The sequence below is a fragment of the Sagittula sp. MA-2 genome, assembly GCF_030126985.1.
In the GTDB taxonomy this organism is placed as follows: domain Bacteria; phylum Pseudomonadota; class Alphaproteobacteria; order Rhodobacterales; family Rhodobacteraceae; genus Sagittula.
Genome location: NZ_CP126145.1, coordinates 2,542,528 through 2,563,050, shown reverse-complemented (window position 1 = coordinate 2,563,050; position 20,523 = coordinate 2,542,528). Strand labels below are relative to the sequence as shown.

At 65.2% G+C, this 20,523-nt stretch carries 29 protein-coding genes and 2 tRNA genes; 7 read left to right on the top strand and 24 right to left on the bottom strand.

Going from position 1 to position 20,523, the window contains the following annotated elements:
• Positions 1 to 125: 125 nt before the first annotated feature.
• Together QNI11_RS12495 and QNI11_RS12490 are read right to left on the bottom strand one after the other, a co-directional pair.
• Positions 126 to 1,070, bottom strand: coding sequence for a glycosyltransferase family 2 protein (locus QNI11_RS12495; protein ID WP_283980392.1), 945 nt, complete (start codon positions 1,068 to 1,070; stop codon positions 126 to 128).
• Positions 1,067 to 2,818 carry a glycosyltransferase family 2 protein gene (locus QNI11_RS12490; RefSeq protein ID WP_283983508.1) on the bottom strand — a complete coding sequence of 584 codons (1,752 nt, stop codon included), beginning with the start codon at positions 2,816 to 2,818 and terminating at the stop codon, positions 1,067 to 1,069. Before QNI11_RS12490 ends, QNI11_RS12495 begins: the two co-directional genes overlap by 4 nt.
• A 226-nt stretch (positions 2,819 to 3,044) precedes the next feature.
• On the opposite strand from QNI11_RS12490, the gene tgt reads away from it, so the two are divergent.
• Complete coding sequence (gene tgt / locus QNI11_RS12485) at positions 3,045 to 4,172, top strand: tRNA guanosine(34) transglycosylase Tgt (RefSeq protein ID WP_283980391.1); 1,128 nt, start codon at positions 3,045 to 3,047, stop codon at positions 4,170 to 4,172.
• Positions 4,173 to 4,421: 249 nt separating this feature from the next.
• Here tgt and QNI11_RS12480 read toward each other — a convergent pair whose 3' ends face one another.
• The 5 genes from QNI11_RS12480 to QNI11_RS12460 all read right to left on the bottom strand — a co-directional run bounded on the left by QNI11_RS12480 (position 4,422) and on the right by QNI11_RS12460 (position 8,355).
• On the bottom strand, positions 4,422 to 5,228 hold the full coding sequence (locus tag QNI11_RS12480; RefSeq protein WP_283980390.1) for an NAD(P)-dependent oxidoreductase: 807 nt from the start codon (positions 5,226 to 5,228) through the stop codon (positions 4,422 to 4,424).
• Complete coding sequence (locus QNI11_RS12475) at positions 5,225 to 6,019, bottom strand: glycosyltransferase family 8 protein (protein WP_283980389.1); 795 nt, start codon at positions 6,017 to 6,019, stop codon at positions 5,225 to 5,227. The genes QNI11_RS12480 and QNI11_RS12475 overlap by 4 nt, the downstream gene beginning before the upstream one ends.
• Positions 6,012 to 6,389, bottom strand: coding sequence for a VOC family protein (locus QNI11_RS12470; RefSeq protein ID WP_283980388.1), 378 nt, complete (start codon positions 6,387 to 6,389; stop codon positions 6,012 to 6,014). Before QNI11_RS12470 ends, QNI11_RS12475 begins: the two co-directional genes overlap by 8 nt.
• Before the next feature lie 2 nt (positions 6,390 to 6,391).
• Positions 6,392 to 7,609 carry an NAD-dependent epimerase/dehydratase family protein gene (locus tag QNI11_RS12465; protein WP_100930243.1) on the bottom strand — a complete coding sequence of 406 codons (1,218 nt, stop codon included), beginning with the start codon at positions 7,607 to 7,609 and terminating at the stop codon, positions 6,392 to 6,394.
• A 203-nt stretch (positions 7,610 to 7,812) separates the two neighbouring features.
• Positions 7,813 to 8,355 carry a hypothetical protein gene (locus tag QNI11_RS12460; protein WP_100930244.1) on the bottom strand — a complete coding sequence of 181 codons (543 nt, stop codon included), beginning with the start codon at positions 8,353 to 8,355 and terminating at the stop codon, positions 7,813 to 7,815.
• 240 nt (positions 8,356 to 8,595) lie between these two features.
• On the opposite strand from QNI11_RS12460, the gene QNI11_RS12455 reads away from it, so the two are divergent.
• The 3 genes from QNI11_RS12455 to lon all read left to right on the top strand — a co-directional run bounded on the left by QNI11_RS12455 (position 8,596) and on the right by lon (position 12,747).
• Positions 8,596 to 9,690 (top strand): alkene reductase, encoded by a 1,095-nt coding sequence (locus QNI11_RS12455; RefSeq protein ID WP_283980387.1) that lies wholly within the window; start codon positions 8,596 to 8,598, stop codon positions 9,688 to 9,690.
• 121 nt (positions 9,691 to 9,811) lie between these two features.
• On the top strand, positions 9,812 to 9,982 hold the full coding sequence (locus tag QNI11_RS12450) for a hypothetical protein (RefSeq protein ID WP_198521758.1): 171 nt from the start codon (positions 9,812 to 9,814) through the stop codon (positions 9,980 to 9,982).
• A 356-nt stretch (positions 9,983 to 10,338) separates the two neighbouring features.
• The gene (gene lon / locus QNI11_RS12445; RefSeq protein WP_283980386.1) at positions 10,339 to 12,747 is read left to right on the top strand and encodes an endopeptidase La; all 2,409 of its coding nucleotides are present in this window, start codon (positions 10,339 to 10,341) and stop codon (positions 12,745 to 12,747) included.
• Positions 12,748 to 12,919: 172 nt separating this feature from the next.
• Here the strand turns inward: lon and QNI11_RS12440 are convergent, their stop codons facing one another.
• On the bottom strand, positions 12,920 to 13,120 hold the full coding sequence (locus QNI11_RS12440) for a hypothetical protein (protein WP_283980385.1): 201 nt from the start codon (positions 13,118 to 13,120) through the stop codon (positions 12,920 to 12,922).
• 161 nt (positions 13,121 to 13,281) lie between these two features.
• Here QNI11_RS12440 and QNI11_RS12435 point away from each other — a divergent pair, with 161 nt between their 5' ends.
• The 3 genes from QNI11_RS12435 to QNI11_RS12425 all read left to right on the top strand — a co-directional run bounded on the left by QNI11_RS12435 (position 13,282) and on the right by QNI11_RS12425 (position 14,155).
• Positions 13,282 to 13,779, top strand: coding sequence for an HU family DNA-binding protein (locus tag QNI11_RS12435; protein ID WP_283980384.1), 498 nt, complete (start codon positions 13,282 to 13,284; stop codon positions 13,777 to 13,779).
• A gap of 19 nt (positions 13,780 to 13,798) precedes the next feature.
• Positions 13,799 to 13,873 (top strand) — tRNA-Val (locus tag QNI11_RS12430).
• Between the two features lie 206 nt (positions 13,874 to 14,079).
• A tRNA-Val gene (locus QNI11_RS12425) sits at positions 14,080 to 14,155 on the top strand.
• 54 nt (positions 14,156 to 14,209) lie between these two features.
• On the opposite strand, the gene QNI11_RS12420 is transcribed toward QNI11_RS12425, so the two are convergent.
• The 16 genes from QNI11_RS12420 to QNI11_RS12350 form a co-directional block, all read right to left on the bottom strand.
• Positions 14,210 to 14,989, bottom strand: coding sequence for a tyrosine-type recombinase/integrase (locus QNI11_RS12420; protein WP_373418446.1), 780 nt, complete (start codon positions 14,987 to 14,989; stop codon positions 14,210 to 14,212).
• 107 nt (positions 14,990 to 15,096) lie between these two features.
• On the bottom strand, positions 15,097 to 15,378 hold the full coding sequence (locus QNI11_RS27730) for a helix-turn-helix domain-containing protein (protein ID WP_373418403.1): 282 nt from the start codon (positions 15,376 to 15,378) through the stop codon (positions 15,097 to 15,099).
• Positions 15,375 to 16,112, bottom strand: coding sequence for a hypothetical protein (locus QNI11_RS12415; RefSeq protein ID WP_283980382.1), 738 nt, complete (start codon positions 16,110 to 16,112; stop codon positions 15,375 to 15,377). Before QNI11_RS12415 ends, QNI11_RS27730 begins: the two co-directional genes overlap by 4 nt.
• 24 nt (positions 16,113 to 16,136) lie before the next feature.
• Complete coding sequence (locus tag QNI11_RS12410) at positions 16,137 to 16,466, bottom strand: hypothetical protein (protein WP_283980380.1); 330 nt, start codon at positions 16,464 to 16,466, stop codon at positions 16,137 to 16,139.
• 14 nt (positions 16,467 to 16,480) lie between these two features.
• Positions 16,481 to 16,702 (bottom strand): hypothetical protein, encoded by a 222-nt coding sequence (locus tag QNI11_RS12405; RefSeq protein WP_283980379.1) that lies wholly within the window; start codon positions 16,700 to 16,702, stop codon positions 16,481 to 16,483.
• A gap of 16 nt (positions 16,703 to 16,718) precedes the next feature.
• Positions 16,719 to 17,633 (bottom strand): phosphohydrolase, encoded by a 915-nt coding sequence (locus QNI11_RS12400; RefSeq protein ID WP_283980378.1) that lies wholly within the window; start codon positions 17,631 to 17,633, stop codon positions 16,719 to 16,721.
• 46 nt (positions 17,634 to 17,679) lie between these two features.
• Positions 17,680 to 17,982 (bottom strand): Gp49 family protein, encoded by a 303-nt coding sequence (locus QNI11_RS12395; protein WP_283980377.1) that lies wholly within the window; start codon positions 17,980 to 17,982, stop codon positions 17,680 to 17,682.
• 29 nt (positions 17,983 to 18,011) lie between these two features.
• On the bottom strand, positions 18,012 to 18,245 hold the full coding sequence (locus tag QNI11_RS12390) for a hypothetical protein (protein WP_283980376.1): 234 nt from the start codon (positions 18,243 to 18,245) through the stop codon (positions 18,012 to 18,014).
• Entirely contained in the window at positions 18,242 to 18,469 is a 228-nt protein-coding gene (locus tag QNI11_RS12385) for a hypothetical protein (protein WP_283980375.1), read from the bottom strand. The genes QNI11_RS12390 and QNI11_RS12385 overlap by 4 nt, the downstream gene beginning before the upstream one ends.
• Positions 18,466 to 18,639 (bottom strand): hypothetical protein, encoded by a 174-nt coding sequence (locus QNI11_RS12380; RefSeq protein WP_283980374.1) that lies wholly within the window; start codon positions 18,637 to 18,639, stop codon positions 18,466 to 18,468. The genes QNI11_RS12385 and QNI11_RS12380 overlap by 4 nt, the downstream gene beginning before the upstream one ends.
• Positions 18,640 to 18,905: 266 nt before the next feature.
• The gene (locus QNI11_RS12375; protein WP_283980373.1) at positions 18,906 to 19,244 is read right to left on the bottom strand and encodes a hypothetical protein; all 339 of its coding nucleotides are present in this window, start codon (positions 19,242 to 19,244) and stop codon (positions 18,906 to 18,908) included.
• The gene (locus tag QNI11_RS12370) at positions 19,241 to 19,450 is read right to left on the bottom strand and encodes a hypothetical protein (protein WP_283980372.1); all 210 of its coding nucleotides are present in this window, start codon (positions 19,448 to 19,450) and stop codon (positions 19,241 to 19,243) included. Before QNI11_RS12370 ends, QNI11_RS12375 begins: the two co-directional genes overlap by 4 nt.
• Before the next feature lie 16 nt (positions 19,451 to 19,466).
• Entirely contained in the window at positions 19,467 to 19,661 is a 195-nt protein-coding gene (locus QNI11_RS12365) for a hypothetical protein (RefSeq protein ID WP_283980371.1), read from the bottom strand.
• A gap of 16 nt (positions 19,662 to 19,677) precedes the next feature.
• Entirely contained in the window at positions 19,678 to 20,034 is a 357-nt protein-coding gene (locus QNI11_RS12360) for a hypothetical protein (protein ID WP_283980370.1), read from the bottom strand.
• Between the two features lie 18 nt (positions 20,035 to 20,052).
• Complete coding sequence (locus tag QNI11_RS12355) at positions 20,053 to 20,289, bottom strand: hypothetical protein (RefSeq protein ID WP_283980369.1); 237 nt, start codon at positions 20,287 to 20,289, stop codon at positions 20,053 to 20,055.
• A complete protein-coding gene (locus QNI11_RS12350; RefSeq protein ID WP_283980368.1) occupies positions 20,286 to 20,459 on the bottom strand; it encodes a hypothetical protein in 174 nt (57 codons plus the stop codon). The genes QNI11_RS12355 and QNI11_RS12350 overlap by 4 nt, the downstream gene beginning before the upstream one ends.
• Positions 20,460 to 20,523 lie beyond the last annotated feature (64 nt).

The window sequence follows — 20,523 nt, the reverse complement described above, 5'->3', positions numbered from 1 at the left end:
AAGGGTCCGGCCCGGATGGCCTGACGTCGTTGCGCTCTCAACCCTTTGTGGTCCCTTAGTGAAATTATGCGCAAAGGTCAACGGATGTGGCCTCTTGCCGTGAAATTGCCGCATGGGACGTAGGGTCATGTGCTTTTTGGGAAGTGTTTCCGGCGCAATGTCTCGAGGTTGAGGGCGCGGCGGCGCAGGAGGCCGTGCGAATCCAGGCGGTCGCACAGCGGTGTATCGGCGACGCAGACCTCGTCGAAGAAGGCGCGCAGGGCGGGTTCGCCGCCCTCCGCCTCGATCGTGCGGAAGAGGTCGTGCAGGGACAGCGCCCCGTCGCGGCGGACCTGTGGCTTCAGTTCGGCCCGGTAGGACCCCTGGGCCAGGCGGAAACGGTAGGCGGCCAGGAAATGCTCCCAGCTGTCGGCGTGAAAGTGCCCCAGTTCCAGGCCCGGCAGATCGGCCTGACCGGGGTTGGTGACATCATCGAGGATCACGTTGTGGATGCGGATCTGCAGGCCCTTGGTCCCGGCCCGGAAGAAGAGCTTGCCCGCGACGTGGCTGAGGAACCCGCCGGACAGGTGCGCGCCATAGGTGGGAAAGCAGTCCTCCGCCGCCTGTTGCCTTGCCCGCTGGTCGAGGTGGAAGGCCTTGAAGGCGGTCTCGCCCTCCGCCGTGCCGGTGCCGGGGGCCAGCGCCTCCACCGGGCGGACGCGGGCGCAGAGGGCGCTGTCGGGCAGGCCGGCCAGCACCTCGGCCACGGGCCGGTCGGGCAGCAGGAATTCGTCCACGTCGATATGCGCCAGCCAGTCGACCTCCGCCTTGCGGTTGTTGCAATGTCGCGCGTTAAGCGACTGACGCACCTGATGTTTCTTCGGCCGGCCCTTGCGCTTTTCCCAATAGGCCGCGTCGGTGTGCATCGCCCTGACCCGGGGATGCGCCTTGAGCGCCGCCAGCGTCCCGGGCACGTCGTCGTCGAGGTATAGGTACACCCGGTGCGCGCCCTGTTCGAGGTGCCACGCGGCAAAGCGCTGGATCGCGTCGAGCGGTGCCTTGACGGTGCTGACGGTGCCCCATGTGGTCATGGCAGCGGGCCGAAGATGCGGGCGACCTTCGCGTCCAGATCGAGGTCGCGGGTGACCAGCATGCCCTTGTCCGCCAGTCGTGCGCGCAGGTCCGGCGTGTCGGCGCAGACCTCGTCGAAGAAGGCGCGGAGCCCGCTTTCGCCTTCCTCCTCCATCAGGAATGCGAAGAGGTCGGCCTGGCCCAGTTCCGGCCGGGTGGAACGCTTGCGGTAGGATCCGCGCGCAAGGCGGAAGTCCAAGTGATTGCGGAACTTTTCCCAGCTTGCCGCGTGCAGGTGGGCGAGCAGCAGGCCCGCCGGTTTGGCCTTGTTGGTGGCGTCCTGTCCGCGGAATTTCAGCGTGTGGATGCCCAGCCGGGTGTCGGCGATGCCGGTGCGGGCAAAGACCTTGCCGGAGGTGTGCGACAGGAACCCGCCGTAAAGGTGCAGCCCGAAGGTCGGGTAGACGTCCTGAAGGTCGGCCTTCTTCACGCCCGCCTGCTTGTGGGTCAGCTTGAAATGCTGCGGCGGTCCGTCGGTGGCCAGTGCCTCGGCCGGGGCGATGCGGGCGATGGCCGCGTCGGGCGCTGCGCCGTGGAGGGCAAGGGCCACGGGCGTGTCGGCCAGTATGAATTCGTCCACGTCGATGTGGCCGAGCCAGTGCAGGCCTTCGGAATGTGCGTGATAACAGCGGGTTGCATTGAACGCCTGACGCAATTGATGAGCATCGGGGCGCGCCTTGCCGTGGCTCTCCCAATAGGCGGCGTCGCAGGTGGTTACCCGGATCTTGGGGTGGTCGCCGAGGAAGGCCGCGGCCTGCGGGGCCGGGGCGTCGAGGTAGAGGTGCAGCGCCTCTGCGCCGAGGTCCAGGTGATGCGCGGCAAAGCGGGCGATCTGGTCGAGTGGCGCCTTCACCGTCGTCACCAGCCCCCAGCGCAGTTCCGCCGCCGTGGCGGGGACGCGGCCGGCGTTCACCGGAGCCGGGTTGTTGCCCCGCGGCGTGCCGTCCGGCTCTGGCTGACGGGTGGCGCGATGGGCCTCCTTCTCGGCCCGCATGGCGGCGAGACGGGCCGGAAGCGCGCGGTCGTCATTCAGCAATTTCTCCAATAAATCATGGGCTAAGGGGGCGATGACGAGGTCTTCTGAGGCCTCCTTCCAGAGGCGGGCGACGAGGTTCACGTCGAGGCCGCCGCCGACCAGCGCGTAGGCGTCCATGTCGAGCGGCAGGGCGGCTTTCTGGCGCTTTGACGACGGGAAAGGCTGCTGCGGGGGGAGGCCGGAATAGAGGCGCTCCGTCTCGTAGAGCTTCATCGCGCCGAAGAGTGTGGAGAGCGCGAGGCCGGTGGAGCGCTGCGTCGGTGTCAGCCCGTGGTCGCCGAAGGTGGTGATCGCCGAGACCAGCCAGCGAGAGTCGAGGTGGTCCAGCAGGTGGTCGGCGTGTTCGTCCCAGAGCCTGTGGAACAGGTAGGGCGCGTGATCGGGAAAGCTGCGCTTGCGCAGGTGCGCGACCAGTAATCCATGAAGTGAACAAAGCTCGCTAAGGCCCTGAAGTTCCTTGCGGATCGCATGCGACTTGCGATGAAAGCCGGAGCGGAAGGGCGGCGCGAAATCCGGGTCCTCGTCGGGGTCCTCGACGATGGTGCGCGTGAGCCGGGCAAGGTCTGCGTCGGCCTCTGGCAGGGCTTCGCCGGGGGCGCAGTCGATGGGATCGCGGCGCGCTTCGTACTGGGTCAGAAGGGCGGGAATGCCACGGGCGGAGCGGTCTTTCATGAACACGAGGGTGGGCTATCCTTTGGCGCGGGGCAAGGTCGTTCGAAGGTGGGTGTAACCATGATTTCGGGCGCTTTCAGGGCCGCCGTGCGGCGCTTTCGTCACCCGGTCGGAACGGCTGCGCGCGGTGGGCAAAGGTTAACCGGAATACGCTTGGTCAGGTCTTCGTTAACCAGCGCCCATGGCGGGCTGGCGTTTGATCTGCGGGGGCAGTATGGGAACGCGCATGGCACTGACATCCTTCGAACTCAACGCCCGTGACGGGCGCGCGCGGACCGGCGTGATCCGCACCCCGCGCGGCGACATCCGCACGCCGGCCTTCATGCCCGTGGGCACCGCCGCGACGGTGAAGGGCATGATGCCCGAAAGCGTGCGCGAGACCGGCGCGGACATCCTGTTGGGCAACACCTACCACCTGATGTTGCGGCCCGGGGCCGAGAGGGTCGCAAAACTTGGGGGTCTGCATCGCTTCATGAACTGGGAGCGGCCGATTCTGACGGATTCGGGCGGCTTCCAGGTGATGAGCCTGTCGGATCTGCGCAAGCTGACCGAGGAGGGCGTGACCTTCCGCAGCCATGTGGACGGCTCCAAGCACATGCTGTCGCCCGAGACTTCGATGGAGATTCAACGGCTTCTGGGGTCCGACATCGTCATGGCCTTCGACGAGTGCCCGGCGCTGCCCGCCGACCGCGCGCGGCTGGAGGAGTCGATGCGGCTGTCGATGCGGTGGGCGGCGCGGTCGCGCGAGGCCTTTGGCGACCGGCCGGGGCACATGCTGTTCGGCATCCAGCAGGGCGGGCTGGAGCGCGACCTGCGGGAAGAATCGGCGCAAGCTTTGGTTAACATCGGTTTCGACGGCTATGCGATCGGCGGTCTGGCGGTGGGCGAAGGGCAGGAAGCGATGTTCGGCTGCCTCGATTTCGCGCCCGGAATGCTGCCGGAAGATAAGCCGCGTTACCTGATGGGCGTCGGAAAACCGGCAGATATTGTGGGGGCCGTGGCGCGCGGCATCGACATGATGGATTGCGTGCTGCCCTCGCGGTCGGGGCGGACCGGGCAGGCCTGGACGCGGCGGGGGCAGGTGAACCTGCGCAACGCGCGCCATGCGGAGGACCCGCGGCCGCTGGAGGAGGGGTGCAGTTGTCCCTGCTGCCGGAGCTATTCGCGGGCCTACCTGCATCACGTGGTCCGGGCAAAGGAGATGATCGCCGGGATGCTGCTGACCTGGCACAACCTCCATTACTATCAGGAGCTTATGGCCGGGATGCGGGCGGCGATTGCCGAAGGGCGCTTTGCGGCGTTCGAGGCTGCGTTCCACGAGGGCGAGGCGCTTGGGGATATCGAGCGGCTTTAACCCCGGATTGATATCTCGTTAAGGCGGGTTTCGGGCCGGTGATTTCGGTGCCTCAGCGCGCCGTGACGCCCGGTAGCGCGCGTTCTGTGCGCGATGTGGTGCCAGATGTTGTGGCGGCGACCGAAGCGGACACCGCGGGTTAACGGCGTTTCCCGCGCATTTACCCGATATTACTGGTGAACCGGCCGTTTCGGGGGTCCGAACCGGCCGGTTGGTAACCTTTTGGGCAAGACCGGGTTTGTGCGCGGATCAGGCCACGAGCATGGACGGCAGATCGGCGCGCAGACGCGCCATCCCGCCCGGCTGCCAGCCGAGCGCCGTCAGGCGGTCACACTCCAGCGCGCTGACCGGATCGGTGGCGCGCGGCGGCGGGGGATGCGGGCAGCCGGTCAGGCGCTTCACCTCTGCCAGCAGGTCGTGACGGTCGAGCAGCAGGTCGGAGACGTGGACCGGACCGCCGGTCGTTTCGGTCAGCAGGAGGCGAACGGCGGCGGCGAGGTCGGCGCCATGCACCTCTGTCGCGCGGCGGGGCGCGACGGGCCGACCGGCGAGGTAGTCGGCGAAGAGCCCCTGCAACTTGTGATCCGCGCCGGGGCCGTAGATGCCGGTGGCGCGCAGGCTGAGGCCGGTCAGGGGCAGGGTGGCGAGATGTTCCTCTGCCTGCAGCTTGACCTGCCCGTAGAGGGAGCGGGCTTCGGGCGGCCGGGTTTCCGGCAAGGGCGTGCCCGGGGGCAGCCCGTCGAACACCGCGCGCGAGGAGAGGAAGAGGATGCGTTCCACGCCCGCATCGGCGGCGGCGTCAAACAGGCGCCGGGTGCCGTCGAGGTTCGCGGACAGGAAGCCCTGCGGATCGTCGCCTTCGCCGCCGCGGTACTTGCCCGGCACATGGGAGAAGGCGGCGTGGATCAGGGTGGTGATCCCGTGGAGGTCGGGCGCAGGGCCGGTCAGGTCGTAGGGCCGGTGCGGACCGGGGCCCGCCGTGCGGCCCAGCGTCAGGTCGGCCAGCGGCAGGAGCCAGCGTCCGACGAGACCCGTGGCGCCGGTCAGCGCGATCACGCCGGATCCTTCAGGGTGTCGAGGTCGGGGCGTTCGCCACGCGCATAGGCGTGCCAGAGGTCGATCAGCGGGCGGAGACGTTCGGCCTTGGCGTGGTCCTGCCAGGGCTTTTCGTACTGGTAGTGGATGACCTTCACGCTGGGCCAGTGCCAGAGGCCGGGCAGGTTGAACCATGCGTATTGCAGCATGTTGAAGGTCACGGGCAGGCCGTGCCAGTCGGGAAAGTACGTTTCGAGGAAGGTCTGGTCGGTGCGCTTCCAGAAGGCGCCGGGGGCGTCGAGCGTTTCGAGCATGAGCTGGAACGTGGCCTCGGACGGGCGGGCGGTGAAGACGCCGGAGTTCAGGCGATGGAAGTCGGAGAGTGACTCGTAGACGTTCGGGGCGGCGCAGAACTCGGGATAGTCGAAGAGCGCGTCGATGTTGCGGATCACAAGGGTGTCTGCGTCGAGGAAGACGACACGGTCGTAGGGCAGTTGCCAGAGGCGCAGCTTGCAGAAGTTGTCGAGCGGCGTGTGGAAGGCCGGCTTCTCGCCCTTGGTGAAGGGGTTGCGGCCGTGGATCTGGCCCTTGGCGTGCGCCGCCTTGAAGGCGTCTGAGGTGGGCAGGTGGTCGACCGGCACGAGGCGGGCGCCCTGTGCCTTGAGGGGGGCAAGGGCCGCGTCGGGCACGCCCTCGGTGTGGAGGACGACGCGGTCGGCCCTTGTGCCGGTCTGGGCGAGCGAATGGAGCAGCGCGCCTGCGCCCAGCGCGAAGTCGGCGTTGGTGACGAGGGTGACGTAGGCGTTACGCATCGTAGCAGATGAATTCCAGGAGGGTGCCGTCGGGGTCGCGGAAGTAGAGGCTGGTGCCCGGCCCGCGCGCGCCGTTGCGCGGCACGGGGCCCAGTTCGACGGTGATACCGTGGGCCTCGAGGTGCGCCTGTGCGGCCTCTGCGGTGCCGTCCCATGCAAAGCAGAGGTCGGTGCCGCCCGGGGGGACGGGGACGCGGGCGAGGGGGGCAGCCTCTACTCCCGGCCCGTGGCAGTTGAGCTGCTGGTCCCCGAAGCGGAAGGCCACGCCCGCGCCGCGCGACACGACCTCTGCCCCCATCACGTCGCGGTAGAAGGCCGTGGAGCGGTCCCAGTCGGTGACATGGATCACCACGTGGTCGAGGGTGACCATGCTCAGGACACCGATTTCAGGCGCGCGCCCTCGGGGTCGTGGTCGACGGTGCGGGCGATGTCCTTGGTCCAGGCGGAGACGGCGGGCACGCGGGAGCGGTCGATGCGGTGGGCGTATTTCTTCGCCACGTCGACGACCTCGGACAGCAGGCCCTCGGCGAGGGTGGTGGGGTTCAGACCCAGCGCGAGGAACTGGTCGTTCTTGACGATCAGGTCGTTCTCGGCGGCTTCCTTGCGCGGGTTGGGCAGGTTCATGACCTCGGCGCCGGTGAGCCTTGCCACAAGCTGAGCGAGGTCGCGGACGCGGTGGGTTTCGGTCATCTGGTTGAAGATCTTCACCCGGTCGCCCTGCGCGGGGGCGTCCTGAAGCGCCAGTTCGACGCAGCGCACGCTGTCCTGAATGTGGATGAAGGCGCGGGTCTGGCCGCCGGTGCCGTGCACGGTGAGCGGGTATCCGATGGCGGCCTGGATCAGGAAGCGGTTCAGCACCGTGCCGTAATCGCCGTCGTAGTCGAAGCGGTTGATCAGCTGCTCATGCCGCCGGGTCTGGTCGGTGTGGGTGCCCCAGACGATGCCCTGATGCAGGTCGGTGATCCGGAGCCCGTCGTTCTGGGCGTAGAACTGGAACAGGATCTGATCGAGCGACTTGGTCATGTGGTAGACCGAGCCGGGGCGCGTGGGATAGAGGATCTCCTGCTCTTTCGGGCCGGAGGGCGTGTCGATCTGCACGTCGAGGTAGCCCTCGGGGATCGGCGCACCGACGGAGGAGTAGCCGTAGACGCCCATGGTGCCCAAGTGCACGAGATGGGCGTCGGGGGCGGCCTCCACCATCGCGGCCAGCAGGTTGTGCGTGGCGTTGGTGTTGTTGTTGACGGTGTAGACCTTGTGGCGGTCGGTCTTCATCGAGTAGGGCGCGGCGCGCTGCTCGGCAAAGTGGATGATGGCGTCGGGCTTGTGCTCGGCCAGCCACTGTTTCAGCCGCTCGTATTCCTTGGCGAGGTCGAGCAGGTGGAAGCGGATGGTTTCGCCGGAGGTCTGCTTCCAGATGCGGCAGCGTTCCTGGATGGAGTCCATGGGCGTCAGAGACTGCACCCCCAGCTCCGTGTCGATCCAGCGGCGGGAGAGGTTGTCGAGGATGTGCACCTCGTGTCCGGCGTTGGAGAGATGGAGGGCGGTGGGCCAGCCGACAAAGCCGTCGCCGCCGAGGATCGCGATGCGCATGATGAGGGTCCCGTGTTGTTTGCGTGTCCTGTTAACGATGGGGCCCGGGGGAGTAAAATGAAACTTTTGTGGTGATTGATGCAGTAAAATTGGCATCAATCCGCTGAAACACGGGGTTTGCCGGTAAATTGATACACGTTTGGCTGCATCAATTTCCGCAGGCGCGGAGGGCGCGCAGGCCGTCGCGCAGCGTGCAGCCGGTGTCAGGAACTGTAGTGCGTTCCGATCCGGTAGCAGGGGCCGTAGGTCGGCACCTTCTTCCAGAAGAGCACCGCGAAGGTGGCGTATTCGTCTGCAAGGGTGCCGCCGGTCCATGTGCCCCCGCCGCTTTTGGGCGTGTGGGGGTTCAGCGGGTTGTTGGCGTGGTGCTTCGCCTCGTCGTCCACCTGCATCGCCATGGTTGCCGACCCGAGGCCGGAGGTGATCTTCTGGCCGACCTGCGCCACCTTCGCGGCTGGCACGACGGCCGCCAAGGCATCCAGCGGCGTGAGCTTGACGCTGTCGGCCAGCGCGCCGGTCTTGCTCATCTGCGTCTCGATGCTCACGACCGCGGCGATGGCGCCGTCGAGCGGCACGTCGGATTTCTGGTTGAGATAGGAAAACACCGTCGCGCTGATGGCGTTGGAAAAGCTGAAGCGTCCGATGCAGCAGGTGGGGTGGATGCCGTTGCCCTTGTAGCCGACGAATTCGCCCCAGTTGCGGTAGTTCTTCATCGGTTTGACGTCGTTCGCGATCTTGAATGCCACTTGCAAAACTCCTCGTTAAACAGTCGCCCGGAAAAGGCCGGACGCACAGCGATGCTTAATCAGAATGGAGCGGAGCCTATCACGGTTTGGTCCTGCCACAAAGCCGGGGCTTCGGCCGCGCCGGTCGCGTTCTTGTGCGCGCCACGGCACAGGGCCTGTCCGCAGGTAAGGGGGAACGTTTCGTTGCGGTGCAGCATTGGGCGGCACACGTCTTAACGACGAAACCGAAAGGAGCCTCTCATGAGCAAGAGCCTGTTCGACCCGATCAAGGTTGGGGCCATGGACCTCAAGAACCGCATCGTCATGGCACCGCTGACCCGGAACCGTGCGATGGAAGACGACGCGCCGATGGACATGCACGCCGATTACTACGCGCAGCGCGCGGGCGCCGGTCTGATCATCACCGAGGCGACGCAGATTTCGCCGGAGGGCAAGGGCTATGCCTGGACCCCGGGCATCCACAGCGAGAAGCAGGTCGCCCAGTGGAAGAAGGTGACGGACGCGGTGCATGCGGAGGGCGGCAAGATCGTCCTGCAGCTCTGGCACGTGGGCCGGATCAGCCACACGTCCCTGCAGGAAGACGGCAAGGCGCCGGTGGCCCCCTCTGCGGTGCAGGCCGAGGGTGTGCAGACCTTCGACGGAAAGCAGATGGTCGATGTCTCGGTGCCGCGCGCTCTGGAGACTAGTGAGCTGCCCCGCATCGTGGAGGATTTCCGCAAGGCGACGGTCAACGCGAAGGCCGCCGGTTTCGACGGGGTCGAGGTGCATGGCGCCAACGGCTACCTGATCGACCAGTTCCTGAAGGACGGCCCGAACAAGCGTGACGACGCCTATGGCGGATCGTTCGAGAACCGCGCGCGCCTGCTGGGCGAGGTGCTGGATGCGGTTGTCGGCGCATGGGACGCCGCGCATGTGGGTCTGCGCCTTTCGCCCTATTCCGCTGCGAACGGCGCCACCGACAGCGATCCGAAGGCGCTGGGCGCGTTCCTCGTCGATTTCGTCTCGGGCCGCGGGCTGGCTTATCTGCACATGATCGAGGGCCAGACGGGCGGGCCGCGCGACCTGCCGGAAGGTGTCGACCTGAAGGCGCTGAAGGACCGCTTCGACGGCATCTGGATGGGCAACAACGGTTATGACCGCGATATGGCCGTGGAGCGTGTTGCAGGGGACCTGACCGATCTGGTGGCCTTCGGACGGCCCTATATCGCCAACCCCGACCTGGCGGAGCGTCTGCGCGTCGGGGCGGAGCTGAACGAGGGCGATCCGTCCACCTATTACGGCGGTGGCCGCGAGGGGTACACGGATTATCCGGCCCTGCGCGACGAGGCCGCGTAAGCGCACAGGCACGAACCGGGGCAAATAGCCCTTGCATCCGGTCCCCATCCTGCAAGATGGGGGCTGGATCGTCATGCGTGAGTCGGGTCTCGCGCCGGTGACGACGATCAGGAGAACGTTCATGGACTACGGGAAATCCGGCAAGGGCAAGGCGGCCAAGGGCGCGCCGCGCTACGACGGGCACAAGGACGCGCCGCAGGGCAAGGACGCCCGCGGTGGCGCACCCAGCAAGGCGGAGCTTCTGGCACGCATGAAGGCCGCCCGTGAGGCGGACGCGCAGAAGGACGGCTGAGGCCGGTCTTCAGTCAGTCTTTTGTTCGGGGCAGGGGCCGGGGGCGCGGAATGCGCCGCACCGGCCTTTTGTCGTTTTGCGGGCGGGTTTGAAGCGCGGCTCCGGGCGCCGGCCGCGTCATGACGGGATTTTGAACCGCCGTGCCGGCATGGCCGTGCATCGTTCACTTTGGCCCGAAAACCCGGCTTGCGGAAACGGGCGGGCAGGGTCACACTGAGCGCCACACACCTTGGGCCGGCCCGGGTTGCTTGAAATCCGGGGTCAGGCGGCACATGTAGTGTGTTCTGACCGGAGACGGCGCAAGTTGCCGCGATGCGGGGCTCTGCCGTCTTGCCAAGAACCAGGAAAACGCGAGCATGAAACAGCCACTCAATCCATCTTACCCGGTGCTGCCGCTGCGCGACATCGTCGTGTTCCCGCACATGATCGTGCCCCTTTTCGTGGGCCGCGAGAAATCCGTGCGCGCACTGGAAGAGGTGATGAACGACGACAAGCAGATCCTGCTTGCCAGCCAGATCGATCCCGCGATCGACGACCCGGAGACCTCCGGCATCTACAAGGCGGGCGTGCTGGCGAATGTCCTGCAACTTCTGAAGCTGCCCGACGGCACCGTGAAGGTGCTGGTGGAAGGCCAGAGCCGTGTGCGCATCGTCGAGTACATCGAGAACGAGAACTTCTTCGAGGCGAAGGCCGAGTACCTGACCGAGATGCCCGGCGACCTCGCCGCGATCGAGGCCCTGACCCACACCGTGGCAGAGGAATTCGAACGCTACACCAAGGTCAAGAAGAACATCCCCGAAGAGGCGCTGGCCGCCGTCAGCGAAGCGACCGAACCGGCGCAGCTGGCCGACCTCGTGGCCGGTCACCTCGGCGTGGAAGTGGGCCAGAAGCAGGAACTGCTTGAGACGCTTTCGATCAGCGAGCGGCTGGAGAAGGTCTATGGCCTGATGCAGGGGGAGATGTCCGTCCTGCAGGTCGAGAAGAAGATCAAGACCCGCGTCAAGAGCCAGATGGAGAAGACCCAGCGCGAGTACTACCTGAATGAGCAGATGAAGGCCATTCAGAAGGAACTCGGCGACGGCGAGGACGGCGAGGGCGAAATCGCCGAGCTCGAAGAGAAGATCGAGAACACCAAGCTGTCCAAGGAAGCCCGGGAAAAGGCCGACGCGGAGCTCAAGAAGCTGCGCAACATGTCGCCCATGTCCGCCGAGGCGACCGTCGTGCGCAACTACCTCGACTGGATGCTGTCCATTCCGTGGGGCACCAAGTCGCGCGTGAAGAAGGACCTGAACAAGGCGCAGGACATCCTCGACCACGATCACTACTCGCTTGAGAAGGTGAAGGAGCGGATCGTCGAGTACCTCGCCGTGCAGGCGCGGAGCCAGAAGCTGAAGGGCCCGATCCTCTGCCTCGTCGGCCCTCCGGGTGTCGGCAAGACGTCGCTGGGCAAGTCGGTGGCCAAGGCCACGGGCCGCGAGTTCATCCGCATCAGCCTCGGCGGCGTGCGTGACGAATCCGAGATCCGCGGCCACCGCCGGACCTACATCGGCTCCATGCCGGGCAAGATCATCCAGGCGCTGAAGAAGGCGAAGACCACGAACCCGCTCATCCTGCTCGACGAGATCGACAAGATGGGGCAGGACTTCCGTGGCGACCCGGCTTCGGCCATGCTGGAGGTGCTGGACCCCGAACAGAACGCGACCTTCGTGGACCACTATCTCGAAGTGGAATACGACCTGTCGAACGTGATGTTCGTGACCACGGCCAACAGCTACAACATGCCCGGGCCGCTTCTCGACCGGATGGAGATCATCTCTCTCTCGGGGTACACCGAGGACGAGAAGCTGGAGATCGCCAAGCGGCACCTGCTGGACAAGGTGACCAAGAACCACGGTCTGAAGAAGTCCGAGTTCGTGGTCGAGGACAGCGCGCTGACCGACATCATCCGCTTCTACACGCGGGAGGCCGGCGTCCGGAACCTTGAACGCGAGGTGGCAAAGCTTGCCCGCAAGGCGGTGACGAAGATCGTCAAGAAGGAAGCGGAGAAGGTGGTCGTTTCGGCGGACAACCTCGACGAATTCCTGGGCGTCCGGAAGCACCGTTACGGGCTGGCGGAGGAAGAGAACCAGATCGGTGTCGTCACCGGGCTGGCGTGGACCTCTGTCGGCGGCGACCTCCTGCACATCGAGGCGCTGAAGCTGCCGGGCAAGGGCCGGATGAAGACCACCGGGAAACTGGGCGACGTGATGAAGGAGTCGATCGATGCGGCGTCTTCCTACGTGCGTTCGATTTCCCCGCAGATCGGGGTGAAGCCGACGAAGTTCGACAAGATCGACATCCACGTGCACGTGCCGGACGGTGCGACGCCGAAGGATGGTCCCTCTGCCGGTCTGGCGATGGTGACGTCGATCGTGTCGGTGCTGACGCAGATCCCGGTCCGCAAGGACGTGGCGATGACGGGCGAGGTCTCGCTTCGGGGCAACGCCATGCCCATCGGCGGCCTGAAGGAGAAACTGCTCGCGGCCCTGCGCGGTGGCATCAAGACGGTGTTCATCCCGGAGGAAAACGAGAAGGATCTGGCGGAGATCCCGGACAACGTGAAGGAGGGGCTGCAGATCATCCCCGTCAAGCACGTGTCCGAGGTGCTGAGCCAGGCACTGGTGTCGAAGCCCGAGCCCATCGAATGGGACGAGGCGGCGGAGGAAGCGGCGGCGGCAGCCAAGGCCAAGTCCGAGGACTCCGTGTCGAGCACCGTGGCGCACTGAGCGTCCGCCCGATCACTTGAAACAGGAAAGCCCCGACCGCGTGTCGGGGCTTTTTCATGTCCGGTTTGCCGGGGGCTGTCCCTGGCGGACTGTCCCTGCGTCGGGCGCAACAGGACCCTAGGGCCGGGGGCGCTGGGCGTTCGGCCGGGTGAACTGCAGAGCAGGGGCGGGGTCAGTTCCCGGCGGCGACGCCGAAGACGATCAGTGCGGCGAGGCCCAGGACCAGACCCGCGGAGGGCATGCTGCTGGCGGCGGCGTCGTCCTCGACGATGACCGGCGGCATCACCGGCGGATCGGCGGGGGCATCGTAACTGCCGGCCTGCGCGGCGCTGGCGGCAGTGAGAAGGGCGAACGCGGCAGCGTACCTTTTCATGGTCGTTCTCCAGACAAAGTTGCTCTGTCAAACTGGCGGGGAATGGTTGTACGAGTCAAGCAAACGCTGGCTTCGAGAGGCGTTTTGCGCTAGGCTCACGCGATACAAACCGAGCAGCTGCACGTGATTGCGGCGCCGCACACCGAGCAGAGACAGGTATCATGAGCACAGCAAAAGCACCGGCCGCCGAGCGGTCCAAGTCCACACGCAAGCCCTCTGCCGGGAAGGCGCGCGCCGGCAAATCCGGGTCTGCCGGCGCAGGGATCCTGAACACGGACGAGGAGGTCCTGCATGCAGACGCCGCCGGAAAGCGGTCCGAGGCGCCCGCCGTTTCCCCGCCTGCCGAGGCGGAGCCCGTCACGGTCGAGGAGATCCCCATCGTGCCGCAGCCGGAACTGAGGAAGAAGGAGCTGATCGACCTCGCGGTGGAACGCTCCGGCATCAAGAAGCGCGACGCCAAGCCCGCGATCGAGGCGGCGCTTGCGATCCTGGGCGAGGCGCTCTCGGAAGGGCGCGAACTGAACCTCGCGCCGTTCGGCAAGATGAAGGTCACGCGGATGAAAAAGGCGGGCAACGGGCAGATCATAAACGCCCGTCTGCGGCAGCCCGACGAGGACAAAATTAACGGACAGGACCCTCTTGCACAGGCTGCCGAGTGAGTCTAAAAGCCCCGCTACCGGGTGATTAGCTCAGTGGTAGAGCGCTTCGTTCACATCGAAGATGTCAGGAGTTCAAATCTCTTATCACCCACCAGAATTCGAAGCGCGTCCCATCCGGGCGCGCTTTTTCTTTTGGGCGAGGGGGGGGCGGTGGTCCGCGTGCTGCCGTCTTTTCGCGGAACCGCCGGTGCGGACGGGGCGATCTCCGGTCCGGATTGACGCTGCGGGAGGAACGGGTGCGAAAAGGGCGGACAGAGCCCCTTGCACTGACGCCGCGCTTTGTCTATCTCGACGCGGCGCGGGTGATTAGCTCAGTTGGTAGAGCGCTTCGTTTACACCGAAGATGTCGGGGGTTCGAGTCCCTCATCACCCACCAATGTTTTCAATGCGTTACGGTGAATTTGCGAAGTGCGTTGCGGTTCAATGAACCTCACGCCTTCCGGTCCTTCAGGCTGGTGAAGTCCAGCACGTTCACGGCGTCCTGCATGTGCTCTGGCAGGTAGCGGCCATAAGTGCTGTAGGTGACGCTGATATTCGAGTGTCCAAGCACCTGTGCGACCTTCTCGATGGGCACGCCCTCTGACAGCATCCAAACGGCGGCGGTATGGCGCAGATCGTGGATGCGGACGTGGCCGATCCCGGATCTGGTCACGGCGGCGGAAAACCCGGTTCGGATACTGTTGATGCGCTGGCCGGCATACTCGACCACGTAGTCGCTCAGGGCGGCACGCTGCGCCACGTCGAGGGCGGCGCGGATGCCAGCGTTCATGGGGACGATGGCGCGGCCCTTGCGGGTCTTGCTGTCCGGCAGGCGCAGGTTGATCGTCCCGCGATCGAAGTCGACGCGGTCCCAAGTCAGATCGAGGACAGAACCAAGGCGCGCGCCGGTGCCCAGCAGCAGCGCCAGGGCGAGGCGGATGTGCGCGTCTCTTGCTCCGTCCAGCAGCGCGCGGGCTTCGCCCTTGTCGAGGATGCGTTTGTCGCCGGCCGGCTTCGCGGGGCGCCATATCGTCGGCGCGAGCTTGATGCGGCGCACCTTGGCGGCAAACTTCAGCGCGGATTGAAGGTGCCCCAACTCGGTCCAGATCGAGCCTTGGGAGATGCCTTGAGACACGCGCAGGCGCTCGTACTGGACGCACAGGGCCTTGTCGATGTTCTCGGGAGTGTAGGCCCCGAAGTGGGGCAGGATGGCCTTGCCGGTGTAGCCCATCGTCGTTGCCGTGGGCTTGTCGCCCAGGTCTTCCACATACTCGGCCCACAGGTCCGAAACGGTCGGGTCACTCGGGCGTTCAACGAAGGTGATCCGGCGATAGACCTCTACTGCCTCGGCTTCAGCTTCCTTTCGCGTGCGTGCCTCAAGACGATGCCGCCGCCGCTTTCCATCGGCTCCGGGCCAGTAGACGCAGAATCCTCCGCGCAGTCGTCCAATGCTGATGTCGGGCATTCGTGTTCCTCTACGGCGGCGGCGGGGATTCGGTAGCTGCGTCCCACGCGAAAGTAATGGAGATCCCCGCGTTTGCACATCTGACGGATGGTTTCGGCGGAGCAGGCCCACTTTTCGGCCAGTGTGTCGGGCGTGTAGGGGCGAGGCGCGGTCATACTTGCACCTGGTCGATGTTCTGCCGCGTGGCGGTAAAGGTGTAGGCCGCAACCCACGGGTTTGCGTCCCAGCCGTAGCCGCGCTTGGCGTTTAGGCTGTCCCAGAGGGTGCGGAACGCTACCCCATGCGGGGCGTAGTGCTCCCACTTCATCTCGTTGGGCTCTTCAGAGGGAGTGACACCCTCCGCCACCGCGTCCGCCTCGCTGATCTCCTGCACTCGCTGGACCCGGACGTCCGTCACGGTCAGGGTCAGGCGGGAGGCCCAGCGGGGCATGTACCGCCCGTGCCGATAGCGCCCCCAAGCACGAGGCGATGGCCATCCGAAGGTTTGCGCGCTGCCGTCTGCCTCGAAGGAAATCGGCTCCTCGCCACCCAGCTCTGACGGTTTGAGGTCGTCATAGGCATCAGCTGTGCGCCATGCCTCGCGGACCCAGAGGCGGTCTCCCGGCACAACATTGATCGGCAGTAGGTCCCGGTTTCCCGGCAGGGTGAGGAAATCCGGGCCGAAGACGGATAACGCATCAATCGCAGCAGCCTTCGTGATGGCCCGCCTCGTCTGGGTCTTCCGTCCGTCGAGTAGCGCGCGGATCATGGCCGCGCTGAACAGGATCGGCTTGTCGGGCATGGCGCGCTTCGGCCCCTCGACCGGCCCGTGATCGGGGCACCAGTCCTGGTGCTGCTGGCCGGGGGCGCGGCCGCAGTCGGGGCAGTTGGGAGGGAGGAAGACGGTCATGGCGGTCTCCAGCGTTAGGTCGTTTCAGGAGAATTCATCGCTGGCCCACTCGTGCCAGTCGAAATCGCAGCCGCACGACCACTTGGTGAACCAGCCGCCCTTGCCGTCGGGAAAATCGCCCATGTCGTGCGGGGTCTCCTGGCAGTTGGGGCACACAGGAATCGAGACCGCGACCACCGTTCCCGGCGGGAAGGTCCGTGCTGAGAGCATGAGCGTACCTTCGCGGCCCACTGGCCCGTCTCCGTCCATGTCGCCCTCCGCCGATCCCATCCAGCGCGGTTCGTGCCGGTCGCAGTTGGGGCCGGCGTAAACGTCAGGCGCGTGGCGCGCTCTCATGGTCTCGCGTAGCTGCATGGCGGTCTCCGGGGTTACAGGATCGCTGCGCCTGAGCGCGAGGATGGTTCGCAGGCAACGGCCAGCGCGCGCTGCGCCCGGTCAAGCGCCGCCGCTGTCGAATTATTCGAGGGGAAGATTTCGACCACTACATCCCAACTTTCTTGCGTGCGGTCCAATCTGTCGTTCAAGGCCGAGGCTTCAGCCTTGGATAGGATCAGGACAACTTGATCTTGCTGTTTCACATAGGCTGCCATGGGTGCCTCCGGGTCTTCAGGATTGTACGGGAGAAGGGTCGCCTTCCCAGCCAAGCGGCATCAGGAAGCCAGCAGCGCCACGGTGCCCGCCGCCGCCATAGGCTTGCGCGATGCTCGACACGTCCAGCCCGTCGGCTCTGGACCTGAGAGAGAAGGCGCGGCCCTTGGGTCCGTCGACGTAGGTAGCGGCGAAGGGTTCACCTTCTGCCATGGTCCCTGCGGTGTCCGAGGCCAAGGCGTAGGGTGCGGCTGCGACCGGCACATCATGGCCGCCGATCATCATTCGCCGCTTCGACACGTCGATGACCTGCCGCACGAGCTTGTCATGCGCCCGCAGGATGGCCTCGCCTTCGGCGGCGACCCGACCAATGTCCGCATCAGCCTGGAGGCGCGCGGCCAGTTCGTGCCATGTGTCCCAAGTCATTTCGTGGGACCCGATCACGGCGTTGATCTCCCGGGATTGGTCGATCTTCCAGCGCCACAGGTCGCGGTCTGCTACCACGTCAACAAGGAAGGGGCGTGCGCCTCGGCAGAAGTAATCCCACCCCATCTGCGCGCCGCTGCGGTCCATGTCGAACAGGGCGCGGGGGTATCTCGGATCTCGGCCGTTCTCGATTTCCAGCGACAGGCCGCTGATATGGTCAGCCCAACCGTTGATGTGGGGCTCAGGCAATCCGGCCAGATCATCCTTGGCGGTCTTGTGGTGGTCGAGGATAAGGATCGACCTGGCCGTCATCGCCATGCGCTCCAGAACCGGCCTCTTGTAGCTGAAATCCACGATGATGACGTCAGCCCCGGCCACCTTCGGCGGCTCGCTGCCGTAGCTCGCGGGGATATACTCGACGGCATCGCCAAGGGCTTCGCGCACCGCCCATGCGGCGGTGAAGCCGTCCGCGCAGTTGGCATGGTAAATGCAGATGGTGTCGGTCATGGCAGGTCTCCTGAGTGGCTAGGCCGGGATGTCCCGACCTAGAAGATTAGGCGGCCAACTGGTCGCGCAGGCGAAAGCCGAGAAGCGGCCACAGCTTCTCGCGGGCGTTGGAGCGCGCGATCTTCTGTCCGATCTCGGCGTTGAAGTTTTCCGGGCTGGCACATGCGCTTTCGCCGGTGACGGTGAAGCCGTTCTTGAGCGTCAGGCAGCACACGGTCAGGCACGAGCCGGGGAAGACGTGATAGTCTTCGGCCACGATCTCTGCATCGAGCATGTCGGGCGTAATGCGCGGTGCAATCAAGCCCTTCGCGTTGATTTCTGCCTCGATGGCATCTTCGCTTTTGCTCACGGGTATCTCCTTTCGAGCGGGGGTAGGTCTCAGTTGATCTTCCTGTCAGGCCAGAAATCGGCCACGACGACTTTCGCGTTGGTCCATGCCTTCGAGAGCGCGGCATCTGCATCGCCGCCAGACTTCCCGACGATGAGCGCGAAGGCGCAGAGAAGGTCCATTGCAGCTTCGGCGTTATCTCCGCCGTGGTTCCGGGCGTTCATCTGGGATTGCGTGACGCAGGCTTCGATGCGGCGTTTGGCGAGGGTTTGCGGATCGGTCATCCTGCGTTTCCCTCGACCATTGCGCTGAACCGCGCCGCCTGGGCGTCGTAGACCGTCTCGCATTCGGGGCACTCGCCGAAGTCGTGCGCGGGGTCCACCTTGCCGAACTCTTGGTCCAGAGCCTCGTACTCGATCAGGATCGAGGCCCCGCACGTGCCGCACTCGCAATGCAGCGCCGCAACCTCGACCGAAGCAACCGGCTGGATATGAGCTTCGTGGGTCATTCGATAAACCCTTCTCCGCACTTCGAGCATTGCGCGCTCATGTGATTGTTGGCGCCGATGGCGACGGAGACACTCAGGGTCCCGACCTCGCCACAGAATGGGCAGTCCTCCGTCCTGCTGGATTGCCCGGTCTCGATCATCGACTGGCGAAGGTCATTCAGCGCTGGCATGGCTGAGATTAGGCGCGACATCACGGCCCTCATCTCAGCCCGTCGCGCTTCGACTTCTTCGTCGGTCCTTCGATCAAGCTCCGGGCAGTCGAACAGTGGCTTCTCTGCGTCTGACGCCTGCTTGGTGCACGGAAGCCGTAGGCCGATCCCAAAGTTTGAGCCGCCATTGCAGCGCATCGCCCACGCGCGGACATCGCGTCCCATGGCGCAGGACGGTCGCCGGTCTGGGAATAGGCCAAGGAAGTGACGGCAGCTGTTTTGGTCGGTCACTGGCCGTCCTCCCCTGCGAGGGTGCGGAGGGCGCTTACGTCTAAGAGGTCGCGCATGAAGCCTCCGGGATATTCGGCGAGGACGTCGGCCGCAACTTTGCCGTCCTCCCAAACCCCGATGTGCACGCCTGTCGAAGACCACACCCCAAAATAGCGCGGCATTGTCCTTGCCGCCTCTTCCAGCGCCTCACGGCGTGCTTGGGCGAGGCGCTCAGACCACGCAGCCTCCCTCGCTTCCCGCATCCACCTCTCACGGTAGCTTTTCGGGGCCTCCTCCCATATTTCGCTTTCTTGGGAACAGAAGCGGCGGGCCAGCTTTTCAATCCGATCCTTCATTCGCTTGTCTCCGTCACGTTCGGGTCGATGCAGCCGATCCAGCGCTCGCAGTTGTCGAGGGCCTTCTCGGCGGCGATGATGTCGTGGTCCATGCGGATCGCCCTGCGCAGGCGGTTGAAGTCCCGAAGCATGGTCTCGGTGCGGGCGGCGCGGATGAAGGGGGCTTGCAGGTCATCGAGGCAGAGGGGAGGGATCGAGGTGGGCATGTCGGTCTCCGGGTTTTCAGGACAGCGCCAGCAGAGGGCAGTGCGAGGGGTCGCACCATTCCATGCCGCTGGTGTTGTCGTGGTGTTCGCAGATGCGGCCTTGGCCCTCATCATCGCGTTTCGGGTTCCGGTAATCGCACACTGATTGGCAGTGATCCCATGCCGCCTTGACGGCGTGTAGGGCCTCGACTGTTTCTGCGCTGACGGTCATCTGCCCCTCCTGCGGGTTATTCGGACTCGGTTTCGATCCGCTCAGCGGTGGGCATTATCTCGCCTTTGTCGCCCATCGCCTCGATCCCAGCCTTTTCGCTGTAGAGCTGCACGATGGTCCGCTGGTTTGCGATGTGCGCTTCGATGATCGGCCGGCACATCGAAAACGGAACATTGAAAATGCGGTGACCGGACCCCGAGGGGACGCCAAGCTGCAAGCCATCATACCGACGCCCGAAGGCGTCCCGGATGTCCTTCTGATCGAAAGACGAAGTGGCCATGGCCGCTTCGACATCTGCGAGCAGCTTTTCCGCTGTCTCAATTTCGCGGTGCGCGAAAGCGATTGCTCGCGCTGTTTCCATGGATACTGGCATGGTTTTTTCCTTTCGGGGTTAGCGGTTCAGCTTCTCTTTTTTCCGGTCCATGCCGACTGACACGGCCAGATCAACGCCTTGCGCGGTCAGGAAGTTGAAACCCGAGGACTTCCCTGCATAGCCTTGCTCTACCAGCCATTTGCGTGAGGTCTTGCAGACGAGATCGCCGTCCCAGATCGGGCCAGAAAGGAACATCTGCCACAGGGCTTCGTGCACCCCGCTCGGCATTGCCGTCACGTCGCGATAATTGCTCATTCGATAAACCCTTCTCCGCACTTCGAGCACTGCGCACGCATGTGATTGTTGGCGCCGATGGCGACGGAGACACTCAGGGTCCCGACCTCGCCACAGAATGGGCAGTCCTCCGTCCTGCTGGATTGCCCGGTCTCGATCATCGACTGGCGAAGGTCATTCAGCGCTGGCATGGCTGAGATTAGGCGCGACATCACGGCCCTCATCTCAGCCCGTCGCGCTTCGACTTCTTCGTCG

Bases quoted from the DNA above. Each gene is read 5' to 3' on its own strand.
- QNI11_RS12495 (WP_283980392.1), bottom strand. From the start codon at position 1,070: ATGACCACATGGGGCACCGTCAGCACCGTCAAGGCACCGCTCGACGCG.
- QNI11_RS12490 (WP_283983508.1), bottom strand. From the start codon at position 2,818: ATGAAAGACCGCTCCGCCCGTGGCATTCCCGCCCTTCTGACCCAGTAC.
- tgt (WP_283980391.1), top strand. From the start codon at position 3,045: ATGGCACTGACATCCTTCGAACTCAACGCCCGTGACGGGCGCGCGCGG.
- QNI11_RS12475 (WP_283980389.1), bottom strand. From the start codon at position 6,019: ATGCGTAACGCCTACGTCACCCTCGTCACCAACGCCGACTTCGCGCTG.
- QNI11_RS12470 (WP_283980388.1), bottom strand. From the start codon at position 6,389: ATGGTCACCCTCGACCACGTGGTGATCCATGTCACCGACTGGGACCGC.
- QNI11_RS12465 (WP_100930243.1), bottom strand. From the start codon at position 7,609: ATGCGCATCGCGATCCTCGGCGGCGACGGCTTTGTCGGCTGGCCCACC.
- QNI11_RS12455 (WP_283980387.1), top strand. From the start codon at position 8,596: ATGAGCAAGAGCCTGTTCGACCCGATCAAGGTTGGGGCCATGGACCTC.
- QNI11_RS12450 (WP_198521758.1), top strand. From the start codon at position 9,812: ATGGACTACGGGAAATCCGGCAAGGGCAAGGCGGCCAAGGGCGCGCCG.
- lon (WP_283980386.1), top strand. From the start codon at position 10,339: ATGAAACAGCCACTCAATCCATCTTACCCGGTGCTGCCGCTGCGCGAC.
- QNI11_RS12440 (WP_283980385.1), bottom strand. From the start codon at position 13,120: ATGAAAAGGTACGCTGCCGCGTTCGCCCTTCTCACTGCCGCCAGCGCC.
- QNI11_RS12435 (WP_283980384.1), top strand. From the start codon at position 13,282: ATGAGCACAGCAAAAGCACCGGCCGCCGAGCGGTCCAAGTCCACACGC.
- QNI11_RS12420 (WP_373418446.1), bottom strand. From the start codon at position 14,989: ATGGGCTACACCGGCAAGGCCATCCTGCCCCACTTCGGGGCCTACACT.
- QNI11_RS27730 (WP_373418403.1), bottom strand. From the start codon at position 15,378: ATGACCGCGCCTCGCCCCTACACGCCCGACACACTGGCCGAAAAGTGG.
- QNI11_RS12415 (WP_283980382.1), bottom strand. From the start codon at position 16,112: ATGACCGTCTTCCTCCCTCCCAACTGCCCCGACTGCGGCCGCGCCCCC.
- QNI11_RS12410 (WP_283980380.1), bottom strand. From the start codon at position 16,466: ATGCAGCTACGCGAGACCATGAGAGCGCGCCACGCGCCTGACGTTTAC.
- QNI11_RS12405 (WP_283980379.1), bottom strand. From the start codon at position 16,702: ATGGCAGCCTATGTGAAACAGCAAGATCAAGTTGTCCTGATCCTATCC.
- QNI11_RS12400 (WP_283980378.1), bottom strand. From the start codon at position 17,633: ATGACCGACACCATCTGCATTTACCATGCCAACTGCGCGGACGGCTTC.
- QNI11_RS12390 (WP_283980376.1), bottom strand. From the start codon at position 18,245: ATGACCGATCCGCAAACCCTCGCCAAACGCCGCATCGAAGCCTGCGTC.
- QNI11_RS12385 (WP_283980375.1), bottom strand. From the start codon at position 18,469: ATGACCCACGAAGCTCATATCCAGCCGGTTGCTTCGGTCGAGGTTGCG.
- QNI11_RS12380 (WP_283980374.1), bottom strand. From the start codon at position 18,639: ATGCCAGCGCTGAATGACCTTCGCCAGTCGATGATCGAGACCGGGCAA.
- QNI11_RS12375 (WP_283980373.1), bottom strand. From the start codon at position 19,244: ATGAAGGATCGGATTGAAAAGCTGGCCCGCCGCTTCTGTTCCCAAGAA.
- QNI11_RS12370 (WP_283980372.1), bottom strand. From the start codon at position 19,450: ATGCCCACCTCGATCCCTCCCCTCTGCCTCGATGACCTGCAAGCCCCC.
- QNI11_RS12365 (WP_283980371.1), bottom strand. From the start codon at position 19,661: ATGACCGTCAGCGCAGAAACAGTCGAGGCCCTACACGCCGTCAAGGCG.
- QNI11_RS12360 (WP_283980370.1), bottom strand. From the start codon at position 20,034: ATGCCAGTATCCATGGAAACAGCGCGAGCAATCGCTTTCGCGCACCGC.
- QNI11_RS12355 (WP_283980369.1), bottom strand. From the start codon at position 20,289: ATGAGCAATTATCGCGACGTGACGGCAATGCCGAGCGGGGTGCACGAA.
- QNI11_RS12350 (WP_283980368.1), bottom strand. From the start codon at position 20,459: ATGCCAGCGCTGAATGACCTTCGCCAGTCGATGATCGAGACCGGGCAA.